Annotated in this window: 17 protein-coding genes; 3 read left to right on the forward strand and 14 right to left on the reverse strand. The window is 67.9% G+C overall.

From position 1 onward, the window contains the following. Window positions 1-290 precede the first annotated feature (290 nt). The 12 genes from FBY35_RS28185 to FBY35_RS28240 all read right to left on the reverse strand — a co-directional run bounded on the left by FBY35_RS28185 (window position 291) and on the right by FBY35_RS28240 (window position 11,498). A complete protein-coding gene (locus tag FBY35_RS28185) occupies window positions 291-872 on the reverse strand; it encodes a phage tail protein (protein WP_142216777.1) in 582 nt (193 codons plus the stop codon). Between the two features lie 13 nt (window positions 873-885). Continuing rightward, entirely contained in the window at window positions 886-2,835 is a 1,950-nt protein-coding gene (locus FBY35_RS28190; RefSeq protein WP_142218209.1) for a putative baseplate assembly protein, read from the reverse strand. After that, complete coding sequence (locus tag FBY35_RS28195) at window positions 2,810-3,271, reverse strand: GPW/gp25 family protein (protein ID WP_142216778.1); 462 nt, start codon at window positions 3,269-3,271, stop codon at window positions 2,810-2,812. The genes FBY35_RS28190 and FBY35_RS28195 overlap by 26 nt, the downstream gene beginning before the upstream one ends. 3 nt (window positions 3,272-3,274) lie before the next feature. Continuing rightward, window positions 3,275-3,556: a PAAR domain-containing protein gene (locus tag FBY35_RS28200; protein WP_142216779.1), complete on the reverse strand. Its 282-nt coding sequence runs from the start codon at window positions 3,554-3,556 to the stop codon at window positions 3,275-3,277. 11 nt (window positions 3,557-3,567) lie between these two features. After that, window positions 3,568-5,325 (reverse strand): VgrG-related protein, encoded by a 1,758-nt coding sequence (locus tag FBY35_RS28205; RefSeq protein ID WP_142216780.1) that lies wholly within the window; start codon window positions 5,323-5,325, stop codon window positions 3,568-3,570. 28 nt (window positions 5,326-5,353) lie between these two features. Then, window positions 5,354-6,118 (reverse strand): LysM peptidoglycan-binding domain-containing protein, encoded by a 765-nt coding sequence (locus tag FBY35_RS28210; protein ID WP_142216781.1) that lies wholly within the window; start codon window positions 6,116-6,118, stop codon window positions 5,354-5,356. An 11-nt stretch (window positions 6,119-6,129) separates the two neighbouring features. Next, window positions 6,130-6,564: a phage tail protein gene (locus FBY35_RS28215; protein WP_142216782.1), complete on the reverse strand. Its 435-nt coding sequence runs from the start codon at window positions 6,562-6,564 to the stop codon at window positions 6,130-6,132. Window positions 6,565-6,610: 46 nt separating this feature from the next. Beyond that, window positions 6,611-7,000: a hypothetical protein gene (locus tag FBY35_RS28220; protein WP_142216783.1), complete on the reverse strand. Its 390-nt coding sequence runs from the start codon at window positions 6,998-7,000 to the stop codon at window positions 6,611-6,613. Window positions 7,001-8,818: 1,818 nt separating this feature from the next. Next, window positions 8,819-8,977: a DUF6760 family protein gene (locus FBY35_RS28225; protein WP_142216784.1), complete on the reverse strand. Its 159-nt coding sequence runs from the start codon at window positions 8,975-8,977 to the stop codon at window positions 8,819-8,821. Further along, window positions 8,974-9,414, reverse strand: a complete 441-nt coding sequence (locus FBY35_RS28230; RefSeq protein WP_142216785.1) for a hypothetical protein — start codon at window positions 9,412-9,414, stop codon at window positions 8,974-8,976. Before FBY35_RS28230 ends, FBY35_RS28225 begins: the two co-directional genes overlap by 4 nt. Continuing rightward, window positions 9,414-9,857 (reverse strand): phage tail protein, encoded by a 444-nt coding sequence (locus FBY35_RS28235; RefSeq protein WP_142216786.1) that lies wholly within the window; start codon window positions 9,855-9,857, stop codon window positions 9,414-9,416. Before FBY35_RS28235 ends, FBY35_RS28230 begins: the two co-directional genes overlap by 1 nt. A gap of 30 nt (window positions 9,858-9,887) precedes the next feature. Next, entirely contained in the window at window positions 9,888-11,498 is a 1,611-nt protein-coding gene (locus FBY35_RS28240; protein ID WP_142216787.1) for a phage tail sheath subtilisin-like domain-containing protein, read from the reverse strand. 842 nt (window positions 11,499-12,340) lie between these two features. On the opposite strand from FBY35_RS28240, the gene FBY35_RS28245 reads away from it, so the two are divergent. Further along, window positions 12,341-14,035 carry a choice-of-anchor C family protein gene (locus FBY35_RS28245; protein WP_160159329.1) on the forward strand — a complete coding sequence of 565 codons (1,695 nt, stop codon included), beginning with the start codon at window positions 12,341-12,343 and terminating at the stop codon, window positions 14,033-14,035. Here FBY35_RS28245 and FBY35_RS28250 read toward each other — a convergent pair. Both FBY35_RS28250 and FBY35_RS28255 read right to left on the reverse strand, forming a co-directional pair. Beyond that, window positions 14,022-15,029, reverse strand: a complete 1,008-nt coding sequence (locus FBY35_RS28250; RefSeq protein WP_160159330.1) for a BTAD domain-containing putative transcriptional regulator — start codon at window positions 15,027-15,029, stop codon at window positions 14,022-14,024. The two genes, FBY35_RS28245 and FBY35_RS28250, sit on opposite strands and share 14 nt — an antisense overlap. 75 nt (window positions 15,030-15,104) lie before the next feature. Then, window positions 15,105-16,388 carry a hypothetical protein gene (locus FBY35_RS28255; protein ID WP_142216790.1) on the reverse strand — a complete coding sequence of 428 codons (1,284 nt, stop codon included), beginning with the start codon at window positions 16,386-16,388 and terminating at the stop codon, window positions 15,105-15,107. A gap of 1,213 nt (window positions 16,389-17,601) precedes the next feature. Between FBY35_RS28255 and FBY35_RS28260 the strand changes: the two genes are divergently transcribed. Further along, a complete protein-coding gene (locus FBY35_RS28260; protein WP_142216791.1) occupies window positions 17,602-18,225 on the forward strand; it encodes a DUF4255 domain-containing protein in 624 nt (207 codons plus the stop codon). Further along, complete coding sequence (locus tag FBY35_RS28265) at window positions 18,188-20,320, forward strand: ATP-binding protein (RefSeq protein WP_142216792.1); 2,133 nt, start codon at window positions 18,188-18,190, stop codon at window positions 20,318-20,320. Before FBY35_RS28260 ends, FBY35_RS28265 begins: the two co-directional genes overlap by 38 nt. The last annotated feature ends 49 nt before the right edge of the window (window positions 20,321-20,369 follow it).

The raw sequence follows: 20,369 nt of genomic DNA on the forward strand, positions 1-20,369 counted from the left end.
TCCGGGGTGTCGACGGGGGAGGTGGAGGCCGTTCCCGATGCCGGTTGGTCCGGCAGCCGCACGCCGTCCCACTCGAGATATGCCCCGCAGATCGCGCAGAAGCGCCCTCCTTCCGTAACTCGGGCGCCACACTGCGCACAAATCACCATGAAGCAACTCCTCTTCGCATCAGCATCACTTCTCTGCAATCAGCCGGCCGCAGTGGCCTCCAGCAGTCATGCACCAAGGCGGAGACGGTCCGGGCGGGCACCGTCCGGCCGACACCGGTTCCCGCGATCACCTCGCCGAAGTCAGGCTCGTGGACCTTCGGGCTGTTCGTCCGGCGAGTGAGGCTCCGCGCGTTCCATTTCCACCACGTAGGGAATGTGCGCGGGGCGATTGGCAGCTACCACCCTGTCGACGGCACGCCGATCGATCGGTGCGGAGTCGGGCACGCGCAGTCGCACGGTCAGCCGCGGCTGTGACTGACCGGGCAGCGGTCCGCCCGGAGCCACGGACCAGCATGCGCCGCCGCTTTCCTCAATCTCTGGAGCGATACCGAAGACCACTTCCACCTGCTCGGCCAGGCCGCGGGGGGTGCCTCGACGGCGATGGAGGGCGACCGCGCAGGCCACAGCCTCCCGCTGCCGTTCCAAGGGCCAGTCGACGTCGATGGTCGCTCCGACCCATCCGGCCAGCCAGGCCAGAACATCGGCAGGGGCCAGAAAGGGGGCGAAGTAGGCAGTGAGATTGTCCAGCGTCGACAGGACGGGAGCCAACACCTCGTCGAAGGCGTCGGTCATTCTCTGGGTCAGCCCATCATCAGCGTAGATGGCGGGCAATTGCGACCCCAGAGGGTACGGTGATTCCAGCTCAGGTACGTGTGCGCGCATGAGTCTCCTCCCCTCAAGTTCCGACGAGCCTGACTTGGTGCTCGAAGGAGTAGACGAGTGCGTGCGGGTCGAGCACCACCTTGGGCACGGGAGCGCCGCGTTCTCCTGTGAGCGGGTCAGCCGGGAAGAGCCGGACATCCTCGACGAGTTCGACGCCGGGCAGGCGCTGTAGCACCGCGAAGACCTCCCCTGCCTGGACCGGCCGCCCGAAGGGCCATCCGGTGCCTTCCGCCCCCCCGGTCAGCGGGTTGAAGTAGGAGTACAGTGCGGCGAGAGCCTGAATGCGGAGGCGTTCCTGCCTCACATGCGCTCGGGCCTGCAACTGGGCGACCACGGTGATGCCCTGGTAGAACGGCGGCTCGACACAGATCCGGGCACCGATCGGACGGCAGACATCCAATCGCCGGCTGATCGCGGCCAGCATGTCGTCCGGAGGGACGAGATCCGCGAAGCGGATCTCGCCGTCGCCGACTTCCACCACATGAGGCACGACGAGGACACGCACGCCCCCCTCCTCGGCGCCCTGGCCGGCGGGAACGCAGCGCACTCGGGCTGCGCCCGGCGCGGCCTGCTGGGCCAGGTACTCGTAGTCCTCGACGGTGATGGCGCGATCCCGCGTCCGCAGCGTCATCGGGCCGCGCACCTTGGCGTTCTCGATGTCCTCACCATCGGTGCCCCCGAGGGCCGGCCGCCGGTTCTCGACCTGGGCGACGTAAGGCACCGAGCTGCGCAGTACGCGGATGGCGCCGCGGGCCACGTTGCCACGTCGGCCGCCGCCGTTGTGATAGCGCACCACCCGCACGGGCGCGCCTTTGGGCGGCACGGCCCCGTAGTGCCGCAAGGATCCGTCGGGTTCCCGCACCGCCGGCGGGAAGGCCACCTCGCCCGTGGTGTGATCGAGTCTGATGTGCCGGTCGGTGGGGCCGGATTCGGCGAAGCTGTCCACTTCGGTCCATGCCTGCCATCCGTTATCGGCGGCGACTTCGACGACGAACGGCTCGCCGGACGGGATGACCGGGGGACGGCTGACCGTGAAGCGCTGCCCTGGCACGCCCTCGCAGACCCCGAGATCCTCGTTGTTGACTGCTTTGGTGTTGAAGGCCTGGACGGTGCCGCCGATGGTGAAGGCTGTCACGGCCCGCACCGTGGGTGACGCCGAGTAGAACGGCTGGCCGGGCTCGGGCTGCACGGCCCGGCACCGCAGCCAGCCTGCGCGGCGGCGTGCCACCACCGAGACTGCGTGGGTGGGCGGAACGTGCAGCACCACCTGGCCTGGCCGGTTCAGCCCACCCGTCTCGTCCCGGTCGACCTCGCACGCCGTCCAGTCGGCGCCGTCCCAGGCCTCCCACACCAGAGGTGGCTGTCTTGGGTCGACGCCCACGCCCTCGACGTCGGAGTCCAGACGCAGCACCACCGCGCAGGAAGGGACCGCCTCCGACAACCCCACCAGCAGCACATCGCCCTCGGCCGGCGCCGCCGAGAAGCACGGTACGTCCCTGCCGTCGATGACCTCCTCGGTCCGATCGAACGGCTCCCCGTCGTGGGACGCGGTGACCAGGCAGGAGAACGCACAGGGGACGATGGGAAGTTGCCGGGCAGTGGAGAACACCACCGCGTCCTCGGTCTCGGTGCGAGTAGTCGCCACCTCGGTGCCCGCCGGGATGAGGACGGTCTCCTCCTGGGGTGACGACAGCAAGAGTGTGACGTCGGCGCGGGCCGCTGTCGGGGGGAACAGTTGCACCCCGATCAGATCGAGGAAGGCCAGGTAGTTCTTGTCCGGGACGCGGTTCAGCCGGTACATCAGCTGGTCGACCACATAGGCAAACGTCTCGATCAGCGTAACCCCGGGATCGGAGACGTTGTGGTCGCTCCACTCCGGGCACCGCCGCTGGACGAAGCGCTTGGACTCGTCCACCAGGTCCTGGAAACGTCGGTCGTCAAGATTGGGTGACGGCAGCATCAGTGTCCCTCTTCGGAGCCGGCGCTGGGCCGCGAGCCTCATCGCCATGCGACGGGATCACGTAGAACGGGAAGACCAGGTTGCGGGGATCGTTGGTGCCGCGGATGACATAGTGGATGTCGAGGTAGAGCGTCCCCGAGTCCGCATTGTCGAAGCTCACCTCAACGCTCTCGGTGTCGATACGCGGCTCCCAGCGTTCCAGCGACTTGCGCACCTCGTAGGCGAGTTGCCCGGCCGTCGCGGCGTCGCCAGGAGCGAAGACGAAGTCGTGAATGGCGCAGCCGAAATCGGGGCGCATCGGGCGCTCGCCGGGCGAGGTTCCGAGGATGAGGTGGATGCTCTCTTCGATCTCGCGGTCGTGGGTGACCAGCGCGATTGCGCCTGTGGTGTCGGTGCGTGCCGGGAAGGCCCAGCCGGCCCCAATGAATTGCGTGCCCATCTGCTAGCCCCCGATCAGGACGGACGGACTGCCGGCGATGATGGGTGCTCCGCACAGGGCTATGTCGCCTACGCGGGCGGCCGGACGGCCCCCGATCAGGACGGACGGGCAGCCGGGAGGACCAACCGCCGTCGGAGGGTGCAGGAGTGGCGGGGGGAACATACACACGTGCGGGGTTCCCACGACCGCCGCAGGCCGGCCTGCGATGAGAACGCTCGGCTCCCCCGGCGGCCCGATGACGCCCGGGTGCCCGGTGGGATCACCGACGCGGGCTGCTGGTGGCATGGATACCTCCTTCAGTTGATCCGGACGAGTGAGGCTTGGATGGAGCAGGACGGGCCGCCGTCGACCCGCACGCCGGACCGGCCGGTCACCGAGACGGACTGGCCGGTGAGCTCGAGCTCACCGGAGCCGGCGTCGACGCGCACGCCCTGGTCGGCCTTGACGGTGACCTTCTGCTTGGCCTCGATCACCACCGATCCGTCGCTGTGCACGGTGATCTGCGTGTTCTTCTGGTCGAGATCGAGCTTGAGCTTCCCGTCACCGGTCATGACCCGGACGCCCTTGGGGCCGCTGGCGCAGTCGAACATCTCGATGGCGTGGCCGCTGCGGGCGACGAAGGCGCGCCGGTTCACCGCGCCGCTTGTCCGGTCCACCAGATCGGTTTCGTGGGACGAGGGCTTGTCAACCCCGTTGTAGAGGCCGCCGACCACGTACGGCCGGTCCAGACAGCCCTGTTCGAAGCCGACCAGCACCTCGTCCCCGACCTCGGCTCCGAAGACGCCGCCGCCGTTCTTGCCGCCGAGCTGCGCCGTCCGGGCCCAGTCGCTCACGTAGTCCGGGGAGAGCCAGGGGAAGCAGAGCTTGACGCGCCCCTGCTGATCGGGATCCTTGGTGTCGCTGACGGTGGCGGTGACCAGGCCTGGTACGCGCGGCATGCGGGTCAGCGAACCACCGCCGGAAGTAAGCCCGAACAACGAGCTTTCGGCGGCTCCTTTGACGGTGATCCACGTCTGGTAGCCGTGAGCAGGATCGAAGACGTGGCGGCTCCCGGTGATCGTGTACTTGCCCTCGAAGGGTCTGCCCACTTCGGTGAGCGTCACCGGTTTGCCGGCACGCAGCTGAGGGTTCCCCATGGCCACTGCCTCCAGCTCGGCAAAGGATCCGGCGACGGTGGCCGCCAGGGCCTGTGCGGCGGCGTCGACCTGGTTCTGCGTGGTGTAAGGGGTGTCCGTGGTGACGAAGGTGGAGTCACCGAACGGGCGGACCACATCACCAGGAGCCATGCCGAGCGAGAAAGCCTCGGTGGTCTGCGCCTGTGCGCGGCCGACCACGGCCCGCTTGTCCTTGACGTCCCACCCGCGCACCTCGATTTGCTGCACCTGATCGACCGAGGTCACCGCGGCGCGGCACGTCAGCAGGTTGCGGCCCTTCTCCAGTACGAACGGGCTCTGTTCCACCGGTGTCGACACCCCGGGTGCGTGAGCCGCCTGGGCGGGCATGCGGAACTGGAACTGCTCTTGCAGGACGACGACTTCCGCGCCGACCTCCTCGGCCAGTGTCCGGATGAATTCCCAGTCGGTGATATTGGGCTGGATGACCTGGTCGAGCACCTCGGTCGTCGGGTCAACCCGGCCGATCCGCAGGCCCGCACGGTTGGCGACCGCGACCGCGATGTCGGAGACCGTCATCTGCTTGTAGCTGGCCACCCGCCGGCCGCGGAAGAGACGGTGTGAGTGGTCGAGACCCCGCACGACAGTGAACGTGCCGCCGGCGTCCATCTCGCCCTCGAGGGCGGTGACTTCGCCGGCGAGCAGCAGTTCCTGCACCGGATGGTCGCCGGCCTTCGCGTACAGCTTGACCGGGCTGCCGATCGAGATGCCGGTCGAGGACAGCACCGTGTGGTCGGGGTCACGGAAGCGCAGCAGGAACATGTCGGGCACGGTGGAGCTGTCGTCGACGTACCCGGCGACAAGCCGGACCGCGATGTCGGCGGGCAGCGGCCGGCCGTCGGCCTCCACGATCAGCGCGTTGGTGAACGTTTCGCCGGCCACGCCTGTCTCCCTTCCTCTCGGTGGCGCATCACGCCGACTCCCGCAGTTCGTCGCCGCCGGGAAGCAGCAGTTCGGTACCTGGGCGCAGGCGCATGGGGTCGTCGATACCGTTGGCCTCGGCGATGGCCCGCCAGGCGTTCGGGCTGCCGTACTCCCGCCAGGCCAGCGAGGCAACGGTGTCCCCGTCGACCACCCGATGCACTCGACGAGCGGCCAGTGCTCCCGAGGTGGGGTTCTGGCCAGGGGTCTCGCCACTGATCTCTTCGAGCGTGACCTGGCACGTGGCGCGCAGCGGCTGCCCTCCAGGGCCGAACAGCGAGTACTTCACCTGTACCTGGCTCACGTACGCCGTGAACCCGGTGAACCGGCCCCAGTAGAAGATCACCCACGGTGGCGAGGCCTTCTTCTGCTGGCGGCTCTCGCTCGTCGGTATGCAGCAGTCGGTGAGCTGCTTGACCGTCTTGACGACGTGGCCGTCATGGGTGTCGGTGGCGTCGAGGAACATTTCCAAGGTGAGCTTGCTCGGCTCGGCGCCGTTGAACTCCGGTGGTCCGGCCGTCTTGGCACCCCGTGCAGTCTTGCGCACCCATTTGGCCGATTTCGTCAGGCTCAGCTCTTTGGGATTGAACTGGAAGGTGATGCGGCCCATCGGAGGGCCGGGGTTCGTCGTATTGCCGTCGGCGGGCGGCTGGCGCAACTCCAGGAAGGCGCGCTCGAGTTTGGGCGGTATGCCGCCTCCGGTGCCAGGACCCATGCTGGGCACCGCCGGAACGAAGGGGATCGGTACGGTCATGGGACTTCCCCTCAGCTCCGGCCCGATTGGACGAAGCCGTGGTGGGCGATCTCAATGGTCTCGGTGGCGACCTTCGCCGAGTCGGTGCTCAGCGACGGGCCCTGCCACCGAACTGGCACGACGCCGAACAGGCTCCATTCCGCCACCACGCTGCCGTCGGCCCGCATCGCCATGATCTGGGCGGTGTGACGGGTCACCACCGCTGTCATGCTGGCGAACCATGCCGCCACCTTCTGGGTGTCGGCGGTGATGGGTCGGCTGAACTTGACGTTCGGATATTTCAGGCGGGTGGGCAGCTGCCAGACGAAGCCGTTGTTGCCGCCTTCCTCGCGCTGCTCCATCACCACCTCGCAGCCGAGTCCTTCGCAACTGTTGAACGAGCCCAGGCTCACGTCATCGATCTTGACCGCGAAGCAGACGCTGACCGCGGGGTCATCTGCGGGCATGCCGCCCTCCGTCCTTCTAAGTGCTCTGCCGGTCCGTTGTGGTGTGTCAGTGCCTGATGTCGAGCCGTCGTCCGGCACGTTCCCGGTCCAACCGCAGCTCCGCCTGGAGCAGGCGGCTCAGCGGGTGGAAGAGCCGCTGCACAAGCTCTTCGGTGTCGTGCGTCCCGTTGCCGCCCGCGGCCGCAGCGGAACCGGTACCGATGCGACCGTGATGCTCCGCGCGAAGCTCAGCACCGTGTCCGGCCTCGGCCGGGTCCTCGGCTGCCGGCTCCGGGGGCGGCGAGGAGACAGGAGGTTCCTCCGCCGCGCGTTGCACAGGCGGCACAGTCGGTGGAGGCTCTGCCGCCTGGCTGAAAACCACCGACCCACCCGGCATCCGCTCCGTGATGCCCGCCTCGACCGCGACCCTCCCGGCATCAGGGAGAGATACGGGCATGGGCGGGACAGATCCAGATAGCGCCCCCAGAACCGTCCGCTGGACCAGCGCGGGCCCAGCCGCCGACGGCAGGGAGGCGAGGCGACCCGCGGCCGAGTCGGTCGGACCGCCGCCCGGCGCGGTGAACCGGGAGATCACCGCTGTTGGCTGCTCCGGATGCGGCGACGCCGACTGCGCGGGAAACAGTCCCGGCCCGGACGCCTGCCCAAGGGGCCCTGGGTGAAGGACGACTCCGTGTGCGGCCGCCGATCGCTGGAGCGGTTGCACCCTGGCCACTTCAGCCGGCGCGGCCGTCTGCCGGTTCACCACCCCCGCTGAGGGAGGGCGGGGTGGTCGCCAGGCCGCAATGGCCGAGGGCTTAGGCACGGTGTGCAGGGCAAGCGGGCGTTCGGCCAGCAACTGCACAACCGGCCCGGTGGCCCCGAAACGCCCGGCATGCCCCGCCTGATCGTGCACCGAGGACACTGGATTCTCGGAGAGGGGAACCCGTTGGTGATCCACACGGTCGACCGGTCCGGCAGGCCGCTCACGATCGCGCGGATCCGTCGGCGCTCGCCGGCTCACCACCGACAGCGGCGTAGCGTCTTCGGCGGAGGGCGCCTGTGCATGCGTCGTGGATACGCCAGGTTCGGACTGCCGTTGGACGAGTGGCGGGCCCTCGCCGACCAGGAGCGCGACCGGATCTCCATGCTCCGCCGCACCGTGGGCCGCAGACGGGGGTTCGGCCGACTGCCTGGCTTCCTCGACGCTCGTTTCCGTCAAGGCAGAAGGCCGCACAAGGACCGGATCTGCCTGCGCCACAGGCCCGGTCACGCTGGACTGGTCCTGGGGTACGGCCGGCGATGGGTCCGCCGTGCGGGCAAGTGGAAGGGGCCCGGACGGCCCCGGAAGGCCCGCCTCAGGCACCGGGTCCGTGCCGGGCGGGCCCGCATCGGGCTTGAGCTGCACGGGCACCGGGGTTGCGGGCAGAGGCGCACCCAGACCCAGCCGCCGCGGTGCGGCAGACCCGGTCGAGTCCGCCGACGGCGGCACAGCACCTGACGACGCACTGTCCCCCGACACGAGTGGCAGGTTGCCGGGCGCGGGCTCGCGGGCGATGGACCTCTGTGCGAGGACGGGCCGCTCCGTCTGCGGTTCCGGTTCCGGCCGAGCATTCACCCCCGCACCCGGCAGGCGCGGGGCATTGCTCAGGTGCGTCGGCTCCGCCACCGCGGGCGGGTCCGCAGGCCCATCAACTGGCGCCGTCACGGCGGAGGGCACCGCCGAGGACACCTGCAGGCCGGACAGATCGACCGCTCGCGCCACCGTCGACAGGCCGGAATCGGGCACCCGAGCGGCGACGGCCGAGCCCGAGGGCTCATACGCACCGCCGACCGCGGCCGGGGCCGAAGCTGCCACAGACGAGGTGGCCAGGGGGGTGACGATCGGCGGAACACGTCGGCCGGTCCCCGTGGTGCGCTGCGCTACCGGCAGCGTCGGGGCCGGAGGGTACGCCTCGCGCAGCGCCGTGTGATCCGGTTCCGCCGGCCGCAGCAGCCCATGGGCGAGGCCGGCGGGTGACTCCGCACTGACGAGGTGCCCCAGCGGAGCGAGGAAGGAGGGGTTTTGCCAGGACGACAAAGCGGACGGGAACTCCGCCGGGCCGCTGGTGAGTTCCACTCCGGTGACGATGCGCTGTATCGGCGGCAGATCACGCCAGGCCGCCCCCCGGCCCGGACCGGACACGCCGGGCGTCGGGGCACCGCGCCGGGCGCCGGCCCCCGTACCGGGCGGGGCCGAGCCACGGCCCCGCAACCTGTCCCACAGGCTCATTGAGGTTCACCCCCTTCCCACGGCTCGTGTGTTGATGCGCGCGATCTGCTGGACGTAGCGCAGCCGCTCGGTGTGCTCGAGGCCGAGGATGTCGTCCAGCGGCCAGTGGAAGTGGTAGGCGACGTACGCGACTTCCTCGTAGAGGCGGTCGACCGCGTACGTCACGATTCCCCCAGGCGGCTGCCCGCGAGCTCGACGGCGAACGTCTCCTGGCACGACGGGCAGGTGACCGAGGCCTTGGTGTGCCCTTCAGCATTGATCCGCCGATAGAAATCCTGGAGAAACGCCAGGTCGCAAGCGAACAGGTTCTCGACGATTCCGGCGTGAATGTCCTCGATCGTGCCAAGCCGGGTCACCACCCGGCCGAGCAGGACGACCGAGAGGTAGGCCGGATTCTCCCGGACCCGGTCGTCGCGAAGCGGCACCAGCTCGTCCCGGGCGGTGGCCAGCCGCATGACGCCGGACCGGTGGACCGTACCCGAGGCGTCGGCATAGCCGTGCGGCAACTCGAAGGCGAACTCGGTACGCAGGGCAACCCGCTCCTGGGCGTCCCCAGCCGTCGCCGGCGTATCGTCGTCAGCTGGGGCCTTGAGACGCCGCATTACTCGGCATCCATCGATTCGTAGGTGACGACGAGCTTCTCCGTGAGCACGCTGGTGTCACCGGCTTTGAGCGAGCCGATCTCCAGGCTCTTCGCCCAGGCGTTGGTGAGCTTGTAGCGCTTGATCGCCTGACCTTCGTAGTCGTAGACGATGATCGCGCCGCCCTTGCGCGCCTCCGTCATCTTGCCGAACCGGGACGCCTTCATCCACTTCTGGAAGCCGTCGTCACCGGTAAGGCCTCGGGTCAGTGTGACCTCCCCGGCCTTCGGACGGCCGGGCAGCTTCTTGATGACGTACTTTCCGTCCGGGGTGTTCTGCTTCAGCTCAATGACGTCCTGCTCCATCTTCAGACCTGAGACCTCATTGATGTGCTTAATCTGGACGCCGTCGACCTCGAGGCCGAAGGAGTGGCCGACCGAACTGTCGGACTCGGGAAGTGGCATGGCTGGCTACCGCCTTTCGATGAATGGGGATCACTCGCTGACGAGGCTGGTGCCGCTGGAGAGCTGCGCCAGCCGGAAGATGACGAACTCGGCCGGCTTGACCGGCGCGACGCCGACCTCGCAGACGACCTGCCCGGAGTCGATGCCCTCGGCTGGATTCGTCTCCCGGTCACACTTGACGTAGAAGGCCTCGTCCGGAGTCAGCCCGAACAGTGCGCCCTTACGCCACTCATTGACCAGGAACGCGGCGATGGTGCGGCGGACGCGCGCCCACAACGCGTCGTCGTTGGGCTCGAACACCACCCACTGGGTGCCACTGAGGATCGACTCCTCCAGGTAGTTGAAGAGCCGCCGCACGTTGAGGTACCGCCAGGCCGGGTCCGAAGAGAGCGTCCGCGCCCCCCAGACCCGGATCCCCCGCCCCGGAAAAGCGCGGATGCAGTTGATGCCCAGCGGGTTGAGCAGGTCGTGTTCGGCCTTGGTGAGCTGTGTGTCCAGGGAGACGGCACCGCGCACCACCTCGTTGGCCGGAGCCTTGTGTACCCCGCGCGCCTCATCGTTGCGTGCCCACATACCGGCTACGTGGCCGCTGGGCGGCACCGAGCGGGCCTTGCCGGCCACCGGGTCGAAGACCTTGACCCACGGGTAGTACAGGGCGGCGTACTTCGAGTCGTAGCCGGCCTCATCCACCCGCCATTCCTTGACCGCCTGCGGTGAGAGATTGGGAGGCGCGTCGAGGACCGCCACGCGATCACCCATCAGTTCGCAGTGGGCGATCATCGCGAGCTGGACCGCCTTGACACCCTCCATGTCGATCACGCCCTGCTGGTAGGCGCTCATCAGGTCCGGAACGGCGATCATGGTGACCTCGTCCACCGCCTCCAGCCCGGAGAAGCCGCTGCGGTCCGCGACGCTGCCCACGTAGTCATCCGGCGACATGTGCTCAGGAGTCACACCCGGCGGGTCTGAGGGAGCCAGCGCCACGGTCTGCTTCTCCGGCCGGACCAGCGCCCCGGTGGTGGCGGGCTCCTCGACGGTGATCAGCTTGGAGCGCTCTCGTACCACGGTGGCGACGTAGTTGCGCTGGCTCTTCTTCGCCGACACGTCGAAGCTCTCCTCGACCTTGCCAGCCTTGCGCACCACCAGCTTGAACGCCTGCTCGGGCGGGGAATCCCCCTCAGGGTCCGCCACTTCGACGGTGACCTCGCCGTCCTGGCTGCTGTCGAGCGCAGAGACCTTGAACCGCCCGAGCGCAATCGCCGGGCCTGCCTGCAACGTCTTGAGCGTCTTGCCGGCGATCCTCTTGCCCGCAATGCCGCTGCCGCTGGATCCGATCACCTTGCCGCCGGAGGCGTCGGTTGCGGGATCGGTCTCGACAACAGCACCGATCCGGACGACGTAGCAGCTGCCACCGCCGTTCATGAAGTATCCGTAGACGGCGTGCGCGAGATACGAGCCCTCGGTGAAGTCCCCGAAGATCTGCGTGAACTGGCTCCAATTCGTCACCAGCGTCGGGACGTTGACAGGCCCCTCGGCTGCCAGCCCGACGAATGCAGCCACGGCCGTGCCCACGCCTTCGATGGGGCGCGAACTCGCCTCCATTTCCTCGACGTAGACGCCTGGGGAAAGGTAAGTCGGCATCCTGTCTCCTCCTCTGAGCCCCGCTTGGTGACGCCAATGGTTCCGGCAATGGGCTGCCGTCGATATGGCCGAGCGGACGGCAGTGAGGGAGATGGAAACCGCCTGATAGTGCGGACACGACACCCAAGCCCCGGCGCGACTGCCCATGCACTGCACCGAGGTCCTGAGCTGAGGCCCATGCCTCGCCCCTCCCCGCTTCGCGAGCACCGGGGAGCGGGGGGACGCCAGGAGAGTCGACCGGTCCACGGAGAGACCTGCGTCTGGCCCGGGGCAGAAGTGGTCGACGTAGTTGGTCCACGGCCCACCGCAGGAAGTCTGCTGTCCGCAGAATGGGGGGCTTAGCGCTCCAAGGTTTGCGCGACGGCGCCGACCACACGCCAAGCCCAGGGCCACCTCGTCGGCTTCGACCCTCAGCCGCACAGCCGCACGCCACCTTGGCCGCGGTGAGACACGGTCAAAGAGGAAGGCGAAAAGAAGACGAATCCTTCGAGACATTGGAGGAAGCGCAACTGAAGCCATCAAGGACGGCCTCGGCGACGAGGCCGGACTGTACCTGGCGAGTTGCGCAGCACACCGTACTGTCACGTCCTCGCAATCACGGGAGCGAATAGCGGCGTGAGCTGACCTCGCATATTTGCGAATTTCCGAGGCAGATCAGATGAGTCAGCGGTAATATCAGTTACGGATGGCGCGCAGGCGAATGCATGTTTGCCTATCACACGGCCTATGGCGAAGGTGGGGACTGGTCGCGGATGACTGCTGAGCAGACAGAGCAAGGAGTATCAGGTGACCGTCTGGAGCCTCGACCAAGTCATAGACCTCAAACGCCTGCTGATGTCGATTTGATCGAGCAGGCTCGGGCCGGAGATGACGCCGCCGTTGCCGTACTCTATGAGCGCCACGTCGCCTCCGCCCGTCGATTTGCGAAGTACTGCGCCACCGCTCCGGCCGACGTGGACGACATCGTCTCAGAAGCGTTCACTCTGGTACTGAGCGCCATCCGCAATGGCGGCGGTCCGCGCCGCTGCTTCAGGGCGTACCTGCTCACGATTGTGCGCAGGACCGCTGACCGTGCGGCTGCCCAGGCCAAGCGGGCCGAGGCGACACCGGAGCTTGAGGACCTCACGGCCCCGATCCCGTTCGAGGACCCGGTCCTGGCAGGGCTCGAAACCTCGATGGCTGCCCGGGCGTTCGCCGCCCTGCCGGAACGCTGGCAGACCGTTCTGTGGCACACCGAAGTCGAAGGGGAGACGCCGGCACAGGTCGCACCTCTGCTCGGTTTGTCGGCCAATGGGGCAGCAGCGCTGGCCTACCGCGCCCGGGAGGGACTGCGTACCGCCTACGTGCAAGAGCACCTGTCAGCCGCGGAGGTCGAGCGCAACTGCCAGGCCTGCGCATCGAAGCTGGCTGCGTATCTCCGCGGTACCGTTACTCCGCGCGCCCGCAAACGCATCGAAAAGCACCTCGCCGAATGCGACCGTTGCCCTTTGCTGCTCGCGGAGCTCCGCGAGGTCTCCAGCAGTCTCCGCGGCTTGATCGGCCCGGTCGTGCTGGGACCGGTTGCAGCTATGTACGCGGGATCGCGGACCCACTCACCCGCCGGACCGGAGACAGGTACCGACGGCTCGCCTGCACCTACCCAGCCCAAGGGCCGTGTTGCTCGGATGAGGAGGAGCGCCCTTCACGGGGCAGGCCGGCCGATGGTCATCACCTCGCTGTGCGCAAGTGCGGCTGCGATCGCGCTCGTTGCATCCTTAGTTCTGCGGCAAGAACCGGCCAACCCCTCCGCCACTGATGCTGAACCGACGCCGACGGCACACTCTCCTTGGCCGTCCCACGTACACCCCACCTTTCAGTCCACGCCGCCCAGCCCCAGATCGCCCAGTGCCAAATCGCCCGCTCCGAGGACGCCCAAGTCGGCAAGCTCGACCGGCTCCTCGCACGGACCGGTTAAGGCCCCTCCCCTGATAACTGTGCCGAAGGCCTCCTCAAGCGCGACCGCCTCCCAGCGCCCGTCGGGCGGACCGACGCCCATTCCCAAGTCGGTCGTAAACAACGCGGGCTTCGAAACACCGTCAGCCGGTTCCACCTACACGACCTACCGCGTCGGCCAATCCGATCTTGCAGGGTGGAAGATCATCGAGAACTCCGTCGATGTGGTCAGCTCCAACCTCTGGCGAGCGGCGGAGGGGAGCCAGTCGCTGGACCTGAACGGCAGCCCCAGCGGCCCGACCGCCGGAGCCATCGCCCAGACATTCGACACCGTGCCCGGGCACCGGTACACGATCACTTTCTCATTTGCCGGCAATCCGGAGTGTGGGCCCCCGGTGAAGTCTCTTGCCGTCCGGGTCGATGATGCCACCCGGGATTTCACATTCGATACCAGCGGACATTCCGCGTCGGACATGGGCTGGCGGTCGGAGGCTGTACGGTTCACCGGCAAGCGCGACCGAACCACTCTTCAGTTCGCCAGCACCACCGATACAAGCAGCACGTGTGGCCCGGTCATCGACGGTATTCACCTCAAGGCCGGATAGGCATGGTGGCCGGGTCGAGGGCGTTCTGCCTCCGATTGGCGCTGATCGGCGTCCACGGGATTGGGGTTGTGCATCCGGGGTCCGGAGAGGCGGAGCCGCCGCTGCTTGTCCCCTGGGCGGGATCGATGCCAAGTGAAGTGAGTACCTCCGCGTAGCGGCGGCGGGCTCGCTCGGCCGCCGCCGGGGCGCCTGCCTGCTGGTATGCCGTGTGCAGCACGTGCCAGCAGGCATCGTGAAAGGGGTCGATGACAAGACACTCTTCGGCCACTGCAGCTGCCTCGGCGAACTTGCCGGCGTCGAGTTCATCCTTGGCCAGGGCCGCTGCAGCGTTGGCGGCTTGGCGCCGATACATCTCCCGGTCGTGTTGCAGCCATTCGGCAGGACCATCCTCTGGCAGCAGTTCTCCGCGATACTCCGCCAATGCCTCGTACAGCGCGGCCTTGGCGGCCACGGCATCATGAACGGCTCTGGCTTGTCGCCAACGGGCCAGCGCGGACTGGAAGGCGAGCAGGTCGAGGTGGGCGCCTGTCGGCAGGGCCAGGAGGTATGCCTCACCGGTCCGTACCACCATGCGCGACTCGCCGCGTTGCCGGCCGGGTTCCAGACACCTGCGCACACTCGAGACAGCGGCGTGCAGGTTGGCCATGGCAGCTTCGGGCGGCATGTTCGGCCAGAGTGCTTCGAGCAGCGTCTCGCGGTGCACCGGCCGGCCTGCGCACAAGGTGAGCAGTCGCATCGCAGTCCGGGCCCGGGGCCGTACTCGACTCCAGTCGACGATCATGTCGCCGATGGCCACCCAGAAGCCGCCGAAGCACCGAATGGATACAGACCGTTCGCGGTCAATGACGCGCGGCGAGGCCGGCTGGGCAGCGAGCCCCGGCCGAGCGGCGTCCTCACAGGGAAGGGCGGCGCCGACGGAGGGGTAACACACCTGCTGGGGCGTGTGGCACTGCTTCACTGTTCCGCACTGCGGAGGAGACGTGGTGGTCTTCATACCTGTGTAGTGCCGGTTGCCCTCGCACCATGACGGCAGAACCGCGCGGATTTCCATTCAGGGGCCGTGTCGCCTTCAACGTCCAACCAAGACCCCGCCCAGGTACATCGCCTCATGGCAGGCACTCGGCTTCTGGTTGACCGGGTTGCCCACACGTCGGCAAGTGATCGTGATTGACATGTCGCTCTCCCCGGGAACATGGATGGGCGTCACCCAGTGGTGGTCCTGATCACGGAAATTCTCCAAGGCGAGTTTGAGCAGCGGCTCGCCGCCGCGTGCGACAACGAGTGTCCCCGCGTCGCCCTGAGGATTCTCCAGAACCATGTCGGTGAGCTGGAGCGTCTTGCCTTTGGGCACGGTGTATCCCTCGGTGTCCGTGCCATCTGCTGCGGACGCCGACACAGGCAGGCGCAAGGAGAACGGCACACGCTTGACCGGCGACAGGGAGTCCTTCGATTGTCCCTGTCCACCCCCTTTACCCCCCTTGCCCCCTCCCTTGCCCATCGCCTGGCCCGCCTTGTCGTCGGCAGCGGCCGCCTGCTCCCGGGCAGCAGCCGCTTCCTCGCGAGCTGCCAGGACAACAGGGTCGGCCGCCACCGCCTCCCGGGCAGCCGCCTTTACCGTCGGCTTGAGAAGGCCGAACCAGATCGCCGCCAGCACCAGGAGGAGCGCAAGCAGGATAAGCAGCACCTTGAAGATCCACTTCGGGAGCAGCGGCTTCTGCAGGTACGTCCCGTCCACGACGACGGGCGCGGCGTCCTCCTGACTCAGCGCGAGCTGAAAGGGATGGACCAGCGGTTCACCGCGCCACAGCAAGCGGTTGGGCCGGACCGACGCAGAGACGAATGCCGCATGTCCCGGCTCCACTGCCACCGTGGCCGGACGGAACGCCAAGCGCAGCCGTTCGGCCGGATCCGCGCCGGTCAACGTCAGGATGACCGGCACGTTGCCGCGGTTGTCGACGGCCAGTTGGTGGCGTGCGGCCCAGCGGCCGTGGGATGTCTGCGGCAGGAGCTCGGCGGAGGTGTCGTGGAACGGCTCAATCCGCACGACACCTTCGGGGATCACGGCATTTTGGGGGAATTCGGCGGGTTGAACGCGAACGCCGAATGGCACTTCACCCGCGGGTACGTCCCATGACCGCGGTGGGTGCAGTTTCACCGTCGCGGTGGTCGAGTTGCCCGGGTAGAGGGAAACCGAAGCCGGTTCGACGTCCATCCAGTCCGCGGCTTCTCCCAGCACGTCGAACGAGTAGGCCTCCACGATGTCGCTGGTGTTGCGTACCTGCAGAAGGACGGTGACCTCACTGCCGGGCTCGATCGAAATATCAGTCATGTCCAGGCTGGCCGATGCAGTCATGCGGCCGACTGTACGAACGTGGGCATCCGTGGGCAGCGGCCGCGCGGGAGCACTTTCGTGCGGCAGTCGGCGCCCGAAGGACCGCCCGCGCCGGAGCTGTATCGCGCGGCGCTCACCAGCATCATCTGGACGGATGGCTTGGACAACTGGCCGGGCGGCCGGGGCTGCTGAAGGAGCGGGAATCGTGGGACGACGCAGACTGCCCGCAAAACTCGGCGTCGCCGTGGGGCTTTTGGTGATCACATGGGCCGCCATCGCCTGGCAGTCGGCCACGGAGGATCCGGCGGCAACGGCAGGTTGCCGGGTGGGGTCCCTTGCCGTCGGCCATGTGGAGGGCATTTCGCAAGCGTCGGCCCCTCTCGGCCGGCAGGATTCCATCACTGAGGTCTCACCGCAGGCCTTCGTACCGGACGCGGGATGGGTGAAGAGCCGGTCCGCCGCCCGGTCGCCGTGTTCGCCTGCCCTCGTGGCGACCGCCGCCGCTCCGACAACGACCCACGTCGGCAGCACAGCCGTCGTCACGTTCACCGTACGCAACCGGGGCGGGCAGCTGGCCAGGGGCGTACGTCTGACACTACGCGGCCCCCACTCTCTGCCCACAGCCGTCACCTCGTCCAACTGCTTGTTGAGCAAGAAAGGTTGTGAACTCGATCCGGGAGCGGCTCTGGCGGTACGAGTGGCCCTGACCCCCAAGACCGCCCAAACAGCAGAGCTGGTCGGTCTGGCCAGTACGACCAGTCGGGACGCCGACCTCTCCCATGCGTCCGCCAAGGTTCGGATCACGGTGAAGCGGCCACGGGCCAGTCTCAATTCGTACACCGGGCCACCTGGGTTCGTCGCCTCGGTCCACGGTGTCGACTTCCCTCCTGGTGCAAAGGTCGGTCTGACTTGGCTTCCCGGACTAACCGCGCAGCAGGAGCCGGTAACGGTAAGGGCTGACGGCACGTTCGACACTCACATGCTCGTCCTGCGCTCGGATCGGCCCGGCCCCCGGGACCTCGCAGTCTCTCCCGTCGCCGGACCGGCATTCTCGCGAGCGATAGCGGCATTCCTGGTCGTACCTCACGCACTCGAGGCGCCAAAGTTCCTCGACCGCTAGCGCCCCACGCACGTGATCCGACCACGGCACCACCGCGGGGCGGGGTCCTGCCATGCACGCTCAGACGTGGCCGTGGCCACGTACCGTCCCCGCGCAGGTGAAGGAGAGAAATCCATGATTCATGAGATCGACGAGGCGCTGCGCTCCCTGATCAGCGCCGAGATGCTCAGCGGGGCTGATGTCAGCATGGTCTTCGACGCCCCTACCCGCGACTGGGCGGCGCGGCGCAGCGGGCCGGTGATCGACCTCTACCTGTACGACATTCGGGAGGACCTCAAGCGGCGCGAGCGGGGTTTGGTCAACGAGTACGACGACCGCGGGATCGTCGTCGCGCGCCGCCTGCCGCCGCGCTACTTCGCGCTCTCGTATCTCGTCAGCGCCTGGACCCAGCGCCCGGAGGACGAGCATCGTCTCCTTTCGACACTGCTCACCGGTTTCCTACGGCACGAGTCCCTGCCGTCCGAGCTGTTGTCCGGATTGATTGCGGAGAGCCAACTGCCCGTGCCGATGAGCATCGCGCTGCCCCCGCCGGAAGACCGGGCGTTCTCCGATGTGTGGTCCGCCCTGGGCGGAGAACTCAAACCCTCGCTGGACCTTGTCGTCAGCGTGCCGCTCATCCCAGCCCGGGCATTCGAAGCCGGCCCGCCGAGCGAGTCCGGCCTGCGGGCCACGGTCGGTGACATGGCGGGAGAGTTCACGGATGCTCCCGTACAGACGAAGAGGGGCAACCGTGACTGATACGGCGGAGGAGACAACCGCTCTGCACACAGGTCACGGCACTGTCGGGCTGGTACACCTGATCGAACGGATACGACTGCTCGAAGGTCGGATTCGACGGACCATCGATGCCCGGCGGCAAGGCGACCCGGACCCGGGTGACCCGTTCCGCGGCACGTACCTGTCCGACGACGTGGTTCAACGGCTGCTTGACCATGCCGATCGCGCAGCCTTCCCTGACGCGGCCGAGGCCGCGGAGTTGTCTGCGATCGAGACTCGGGCCGCCGCAGCAGAGCGGGACGGCGCCGATGTGCGGCTGCGGCGGCTGCAACGGGATTTCGGTCTGGATCCGCTCGACGTGGAGGTGCTGCTGTTCGCACTCGCCCCCGATCTGGACAATCGGCTAGAGCATGCGTACGCCTACCTCAACGACGACGTGACCCGACGCCGAGCCTCCATCGCTGTGGCGCTGGAACTGTGCGGAGTGCCGGCGGCATCCGCCGCGGCACGGGCGCGACTGGGCCTGAACGCCCCCTTGATATCCGGTGGACTGCTCCGGATCGATGACGCCGAGCGGCCCTTTCTCAGCCGGACGCTGCGGGTGCCGGACCGGGTCACGGCTCACCTGCTGGGAGACGACGGACCGGATGCCCGCCTCGCCGACGTCATACAGCCGCTCGAGTCCGGCGTGGGGATCGTCGACCCCACTCGGCTTGCCGCCGCGCTCGCCTCCGGGATGCGCCTGGCCTACCTGCGTGAGTGCCCGGGCGGCGCGGCACGCTTGCTCGCCGCCTCGGCACTTGCCGCATGCGGCAGCCATGCACTCGGTCTCGATCTGGGGCGCGCCGTCCGTGACACCGATCCGGGCGAGCTGATGGCGATAGCGGCCCGCGAGGCGCGGCTCACCGACGCTGCCCTCGTCGCCGGCCCGGTGGAAGCGACCGCCGACCACCCGCAGGTAGTGCGGCGACTGGCGGGATCGCCGGTGCCTGTCCTGCTCGTGGGCTCGATGACCTGGGACCCCGCCTGGGCCGCAGCCCCCGCGCTCCTGATCGATGTCCCCCCGCTCGTGCCGGAAGAACGGATCACCTTGTGGCGAGCGGCCCTGGGCACGCCCGAGACCCTGGATCTCGACCTGGACCTGCCCCGCGTGACCGCTCCTTTCCTGCTGGCTCCTGACCAGGTGGCACGAGCGGCACAGTCGGCCCGTCAGCAGGCGGCGCTCGTCGGCGGCCCCGTCACCCAGGAGCATCTGCGTAACGGCGCACGCACGCAGAGCGCCGCCGGTCTGGAGAAGCTGGCACGCCGGATCGAACCAGCGGTGGGATGGGAAGACCTGGTGCTGCCGCCCACGGTGCTCGACCAACTGTCCGAGCTGGCGTCGCGAGCCCGGCACCGCGAACAGGTGCTCGGCAGTTGGGGCATGCGTCCGGGCGGGGGGCGGGGCCGCGGCGTAATGGCTCTGTTCGCCGGCGACTCCGGGACGGGCAAGACCATGTCCGCCGAAGTGATCGCAGCCCATCTCGGTCTCGACCTCTACACGGTCGATCTCGCCATGGTCGTGGACAAGTACGTGGGTGAGACCGAGAAGAATTTGGAACGCATCTTCACCGAGGCGGCCGGGGTCAACGGAGTACTCCTCTTTGATGAGGCAGACGCCATCTTCGGCAAGCGTTCGGAAGTCAAGGACGCCCACGACCGGTACGCCAACGTGGAGAGCGCCTATCTGCTGCAACGTATGGAGAGTTTCGACGGATTGGCCATCCTGGCGACCAACCTGCGAGCAAATCTGGACGAGGCGTTCACCCGCCGACTCGATCTGGTCGTCGACTTCCCGACGCCCGATCAATTCCAACGGCGAGCACTGTGGGACCGATGTCTGGGCACCGCGCTGCCACGGGAGCCCAACCTTGACCTCGATTTCTGCGCGAGTGCCTTCGAACTGGCGGGCGGCAACATCCGATCGATCGCCGTCACCGCCGCATACCTCGCCGCAGACGTGAACCGCCCGGTGTGCATGACCGACCTCGTGACAGCCGTTCAGCGCGAGTACCGCAAACTCGGCCGATTGTGCCTGGAGTCAGAGTTCGGCCCCTACTTTGAGCTGATTCGCTGACTCACGAGCTCGTGCATGGTTGGCGGTGGCGGGGTGAAGCCGTGATCGT

Origin of the sequence: Streptomyces sp. SLBN-118 (assembly GCF_006715635.1) — a bacterium.
Taxonomy (GTDB): Bacteria; Actinomycetota; Actinomycetes; order Streptomycetales; family Streptomycetaceae; genus Streptomyces.

Excerpts from the sequence above, each read along its gene's own strand:
- FBY35_RS28185 (WP_142216777.1), bottom strand. The coding sequence starts at position 872 with ATGCGCGCACACGTACCTGAGCTGGAATCACCGTACCCTCTGGGGTCG.
- FBY35_RS28195 (WP_142216778.1), bottom strand. The coding sequence starts at position 3,271 with ATGGGCACGCAATTCATTGGGGCCGGCTGGGCCTTCCCGGCACGCACC.
- FBY35_RS28200 (WP_142216779.1), bottom strand. The coding sequence starts at position 3,556 with ATGCCACCAGCAGCCCGCGTCGGTGATCCCACCGGGCACCCGGGCGTC.
- FBY35_RS28210 (WP_142216781.1), bottom strand. The coding sequence starts at position 6,118 with ATGACCGTACCGATCCCCTTCGTTCCGGCGGTGCCCAGCATGGGTCCT.
- FBY35_RS28215 (WP_142216782.1), bottom strand. The coding sequence starts at position 6,564 with ATGCCCGCAGATGACCCCGCGGTCAGCGTCTGCTTCGCGGTCAAGATC.
- FBY35_RS28220 (WP_142216783.1), bottom strand. The coding sequence starts at position 7,000 with ATGCCCGTATCTCTCCCTGATGCCGGGAGGGTCGCGGTCGAGGCGGGC.
- FBY35_RS28230 (WP_142216785.1), bottom strand. The coding sequence starts at position 9,414 with ATGCGGCGTCTCAAGGCCCCAGCTGACGACGATACGCCGGCGACGGCT.
- FBY35_RS28235 (WP_142216786.1), bottom strand. The coding sequence starts at position 9,857 with ATGCCACTTCCCGAGTCCGACAGTTCGGTCGGCCACTCCTTCGGCCTC.
- FBY35_RS28240 (WP_142216787.1), bottom strand. The coding sequence starts at position 11,498 with ATGCCGACTTACCTTTCCCCAGGCGTCTACGTCGAGGAAATGGAGGCG.
- FBY35_RS28250 (WP_160159330.1), bottom strand. The coding sequence starts at position 15,029 with ATGAAGACCACCACGTCTCCTCCGCAGTGCGGAACAGTGAAGCAGTGC.
- FBY35_RS28255 (WP_142216790.1), bottom strand. The coding sequence starts at position 16,388 with ATGACTGCATCGGCCAGCCTGGACATGACTGATATTTCGATCGAGCCC.
- FBY35_RS28260 (WP_142216791.1), top strand. The coding sequence starts at position 17,602 with ATGATTCATGAGATCGACGAGGCGCTGCGCTCCCTGATCAGCGCCGAG.
- FBY35_RS28265 (WP_142216792.1), top strand. The coding sequence starts at position 18,188 with ATGCTCCCGTACAGACGAAGAGGGGCAACCGTGACTGATACGGCGGAG.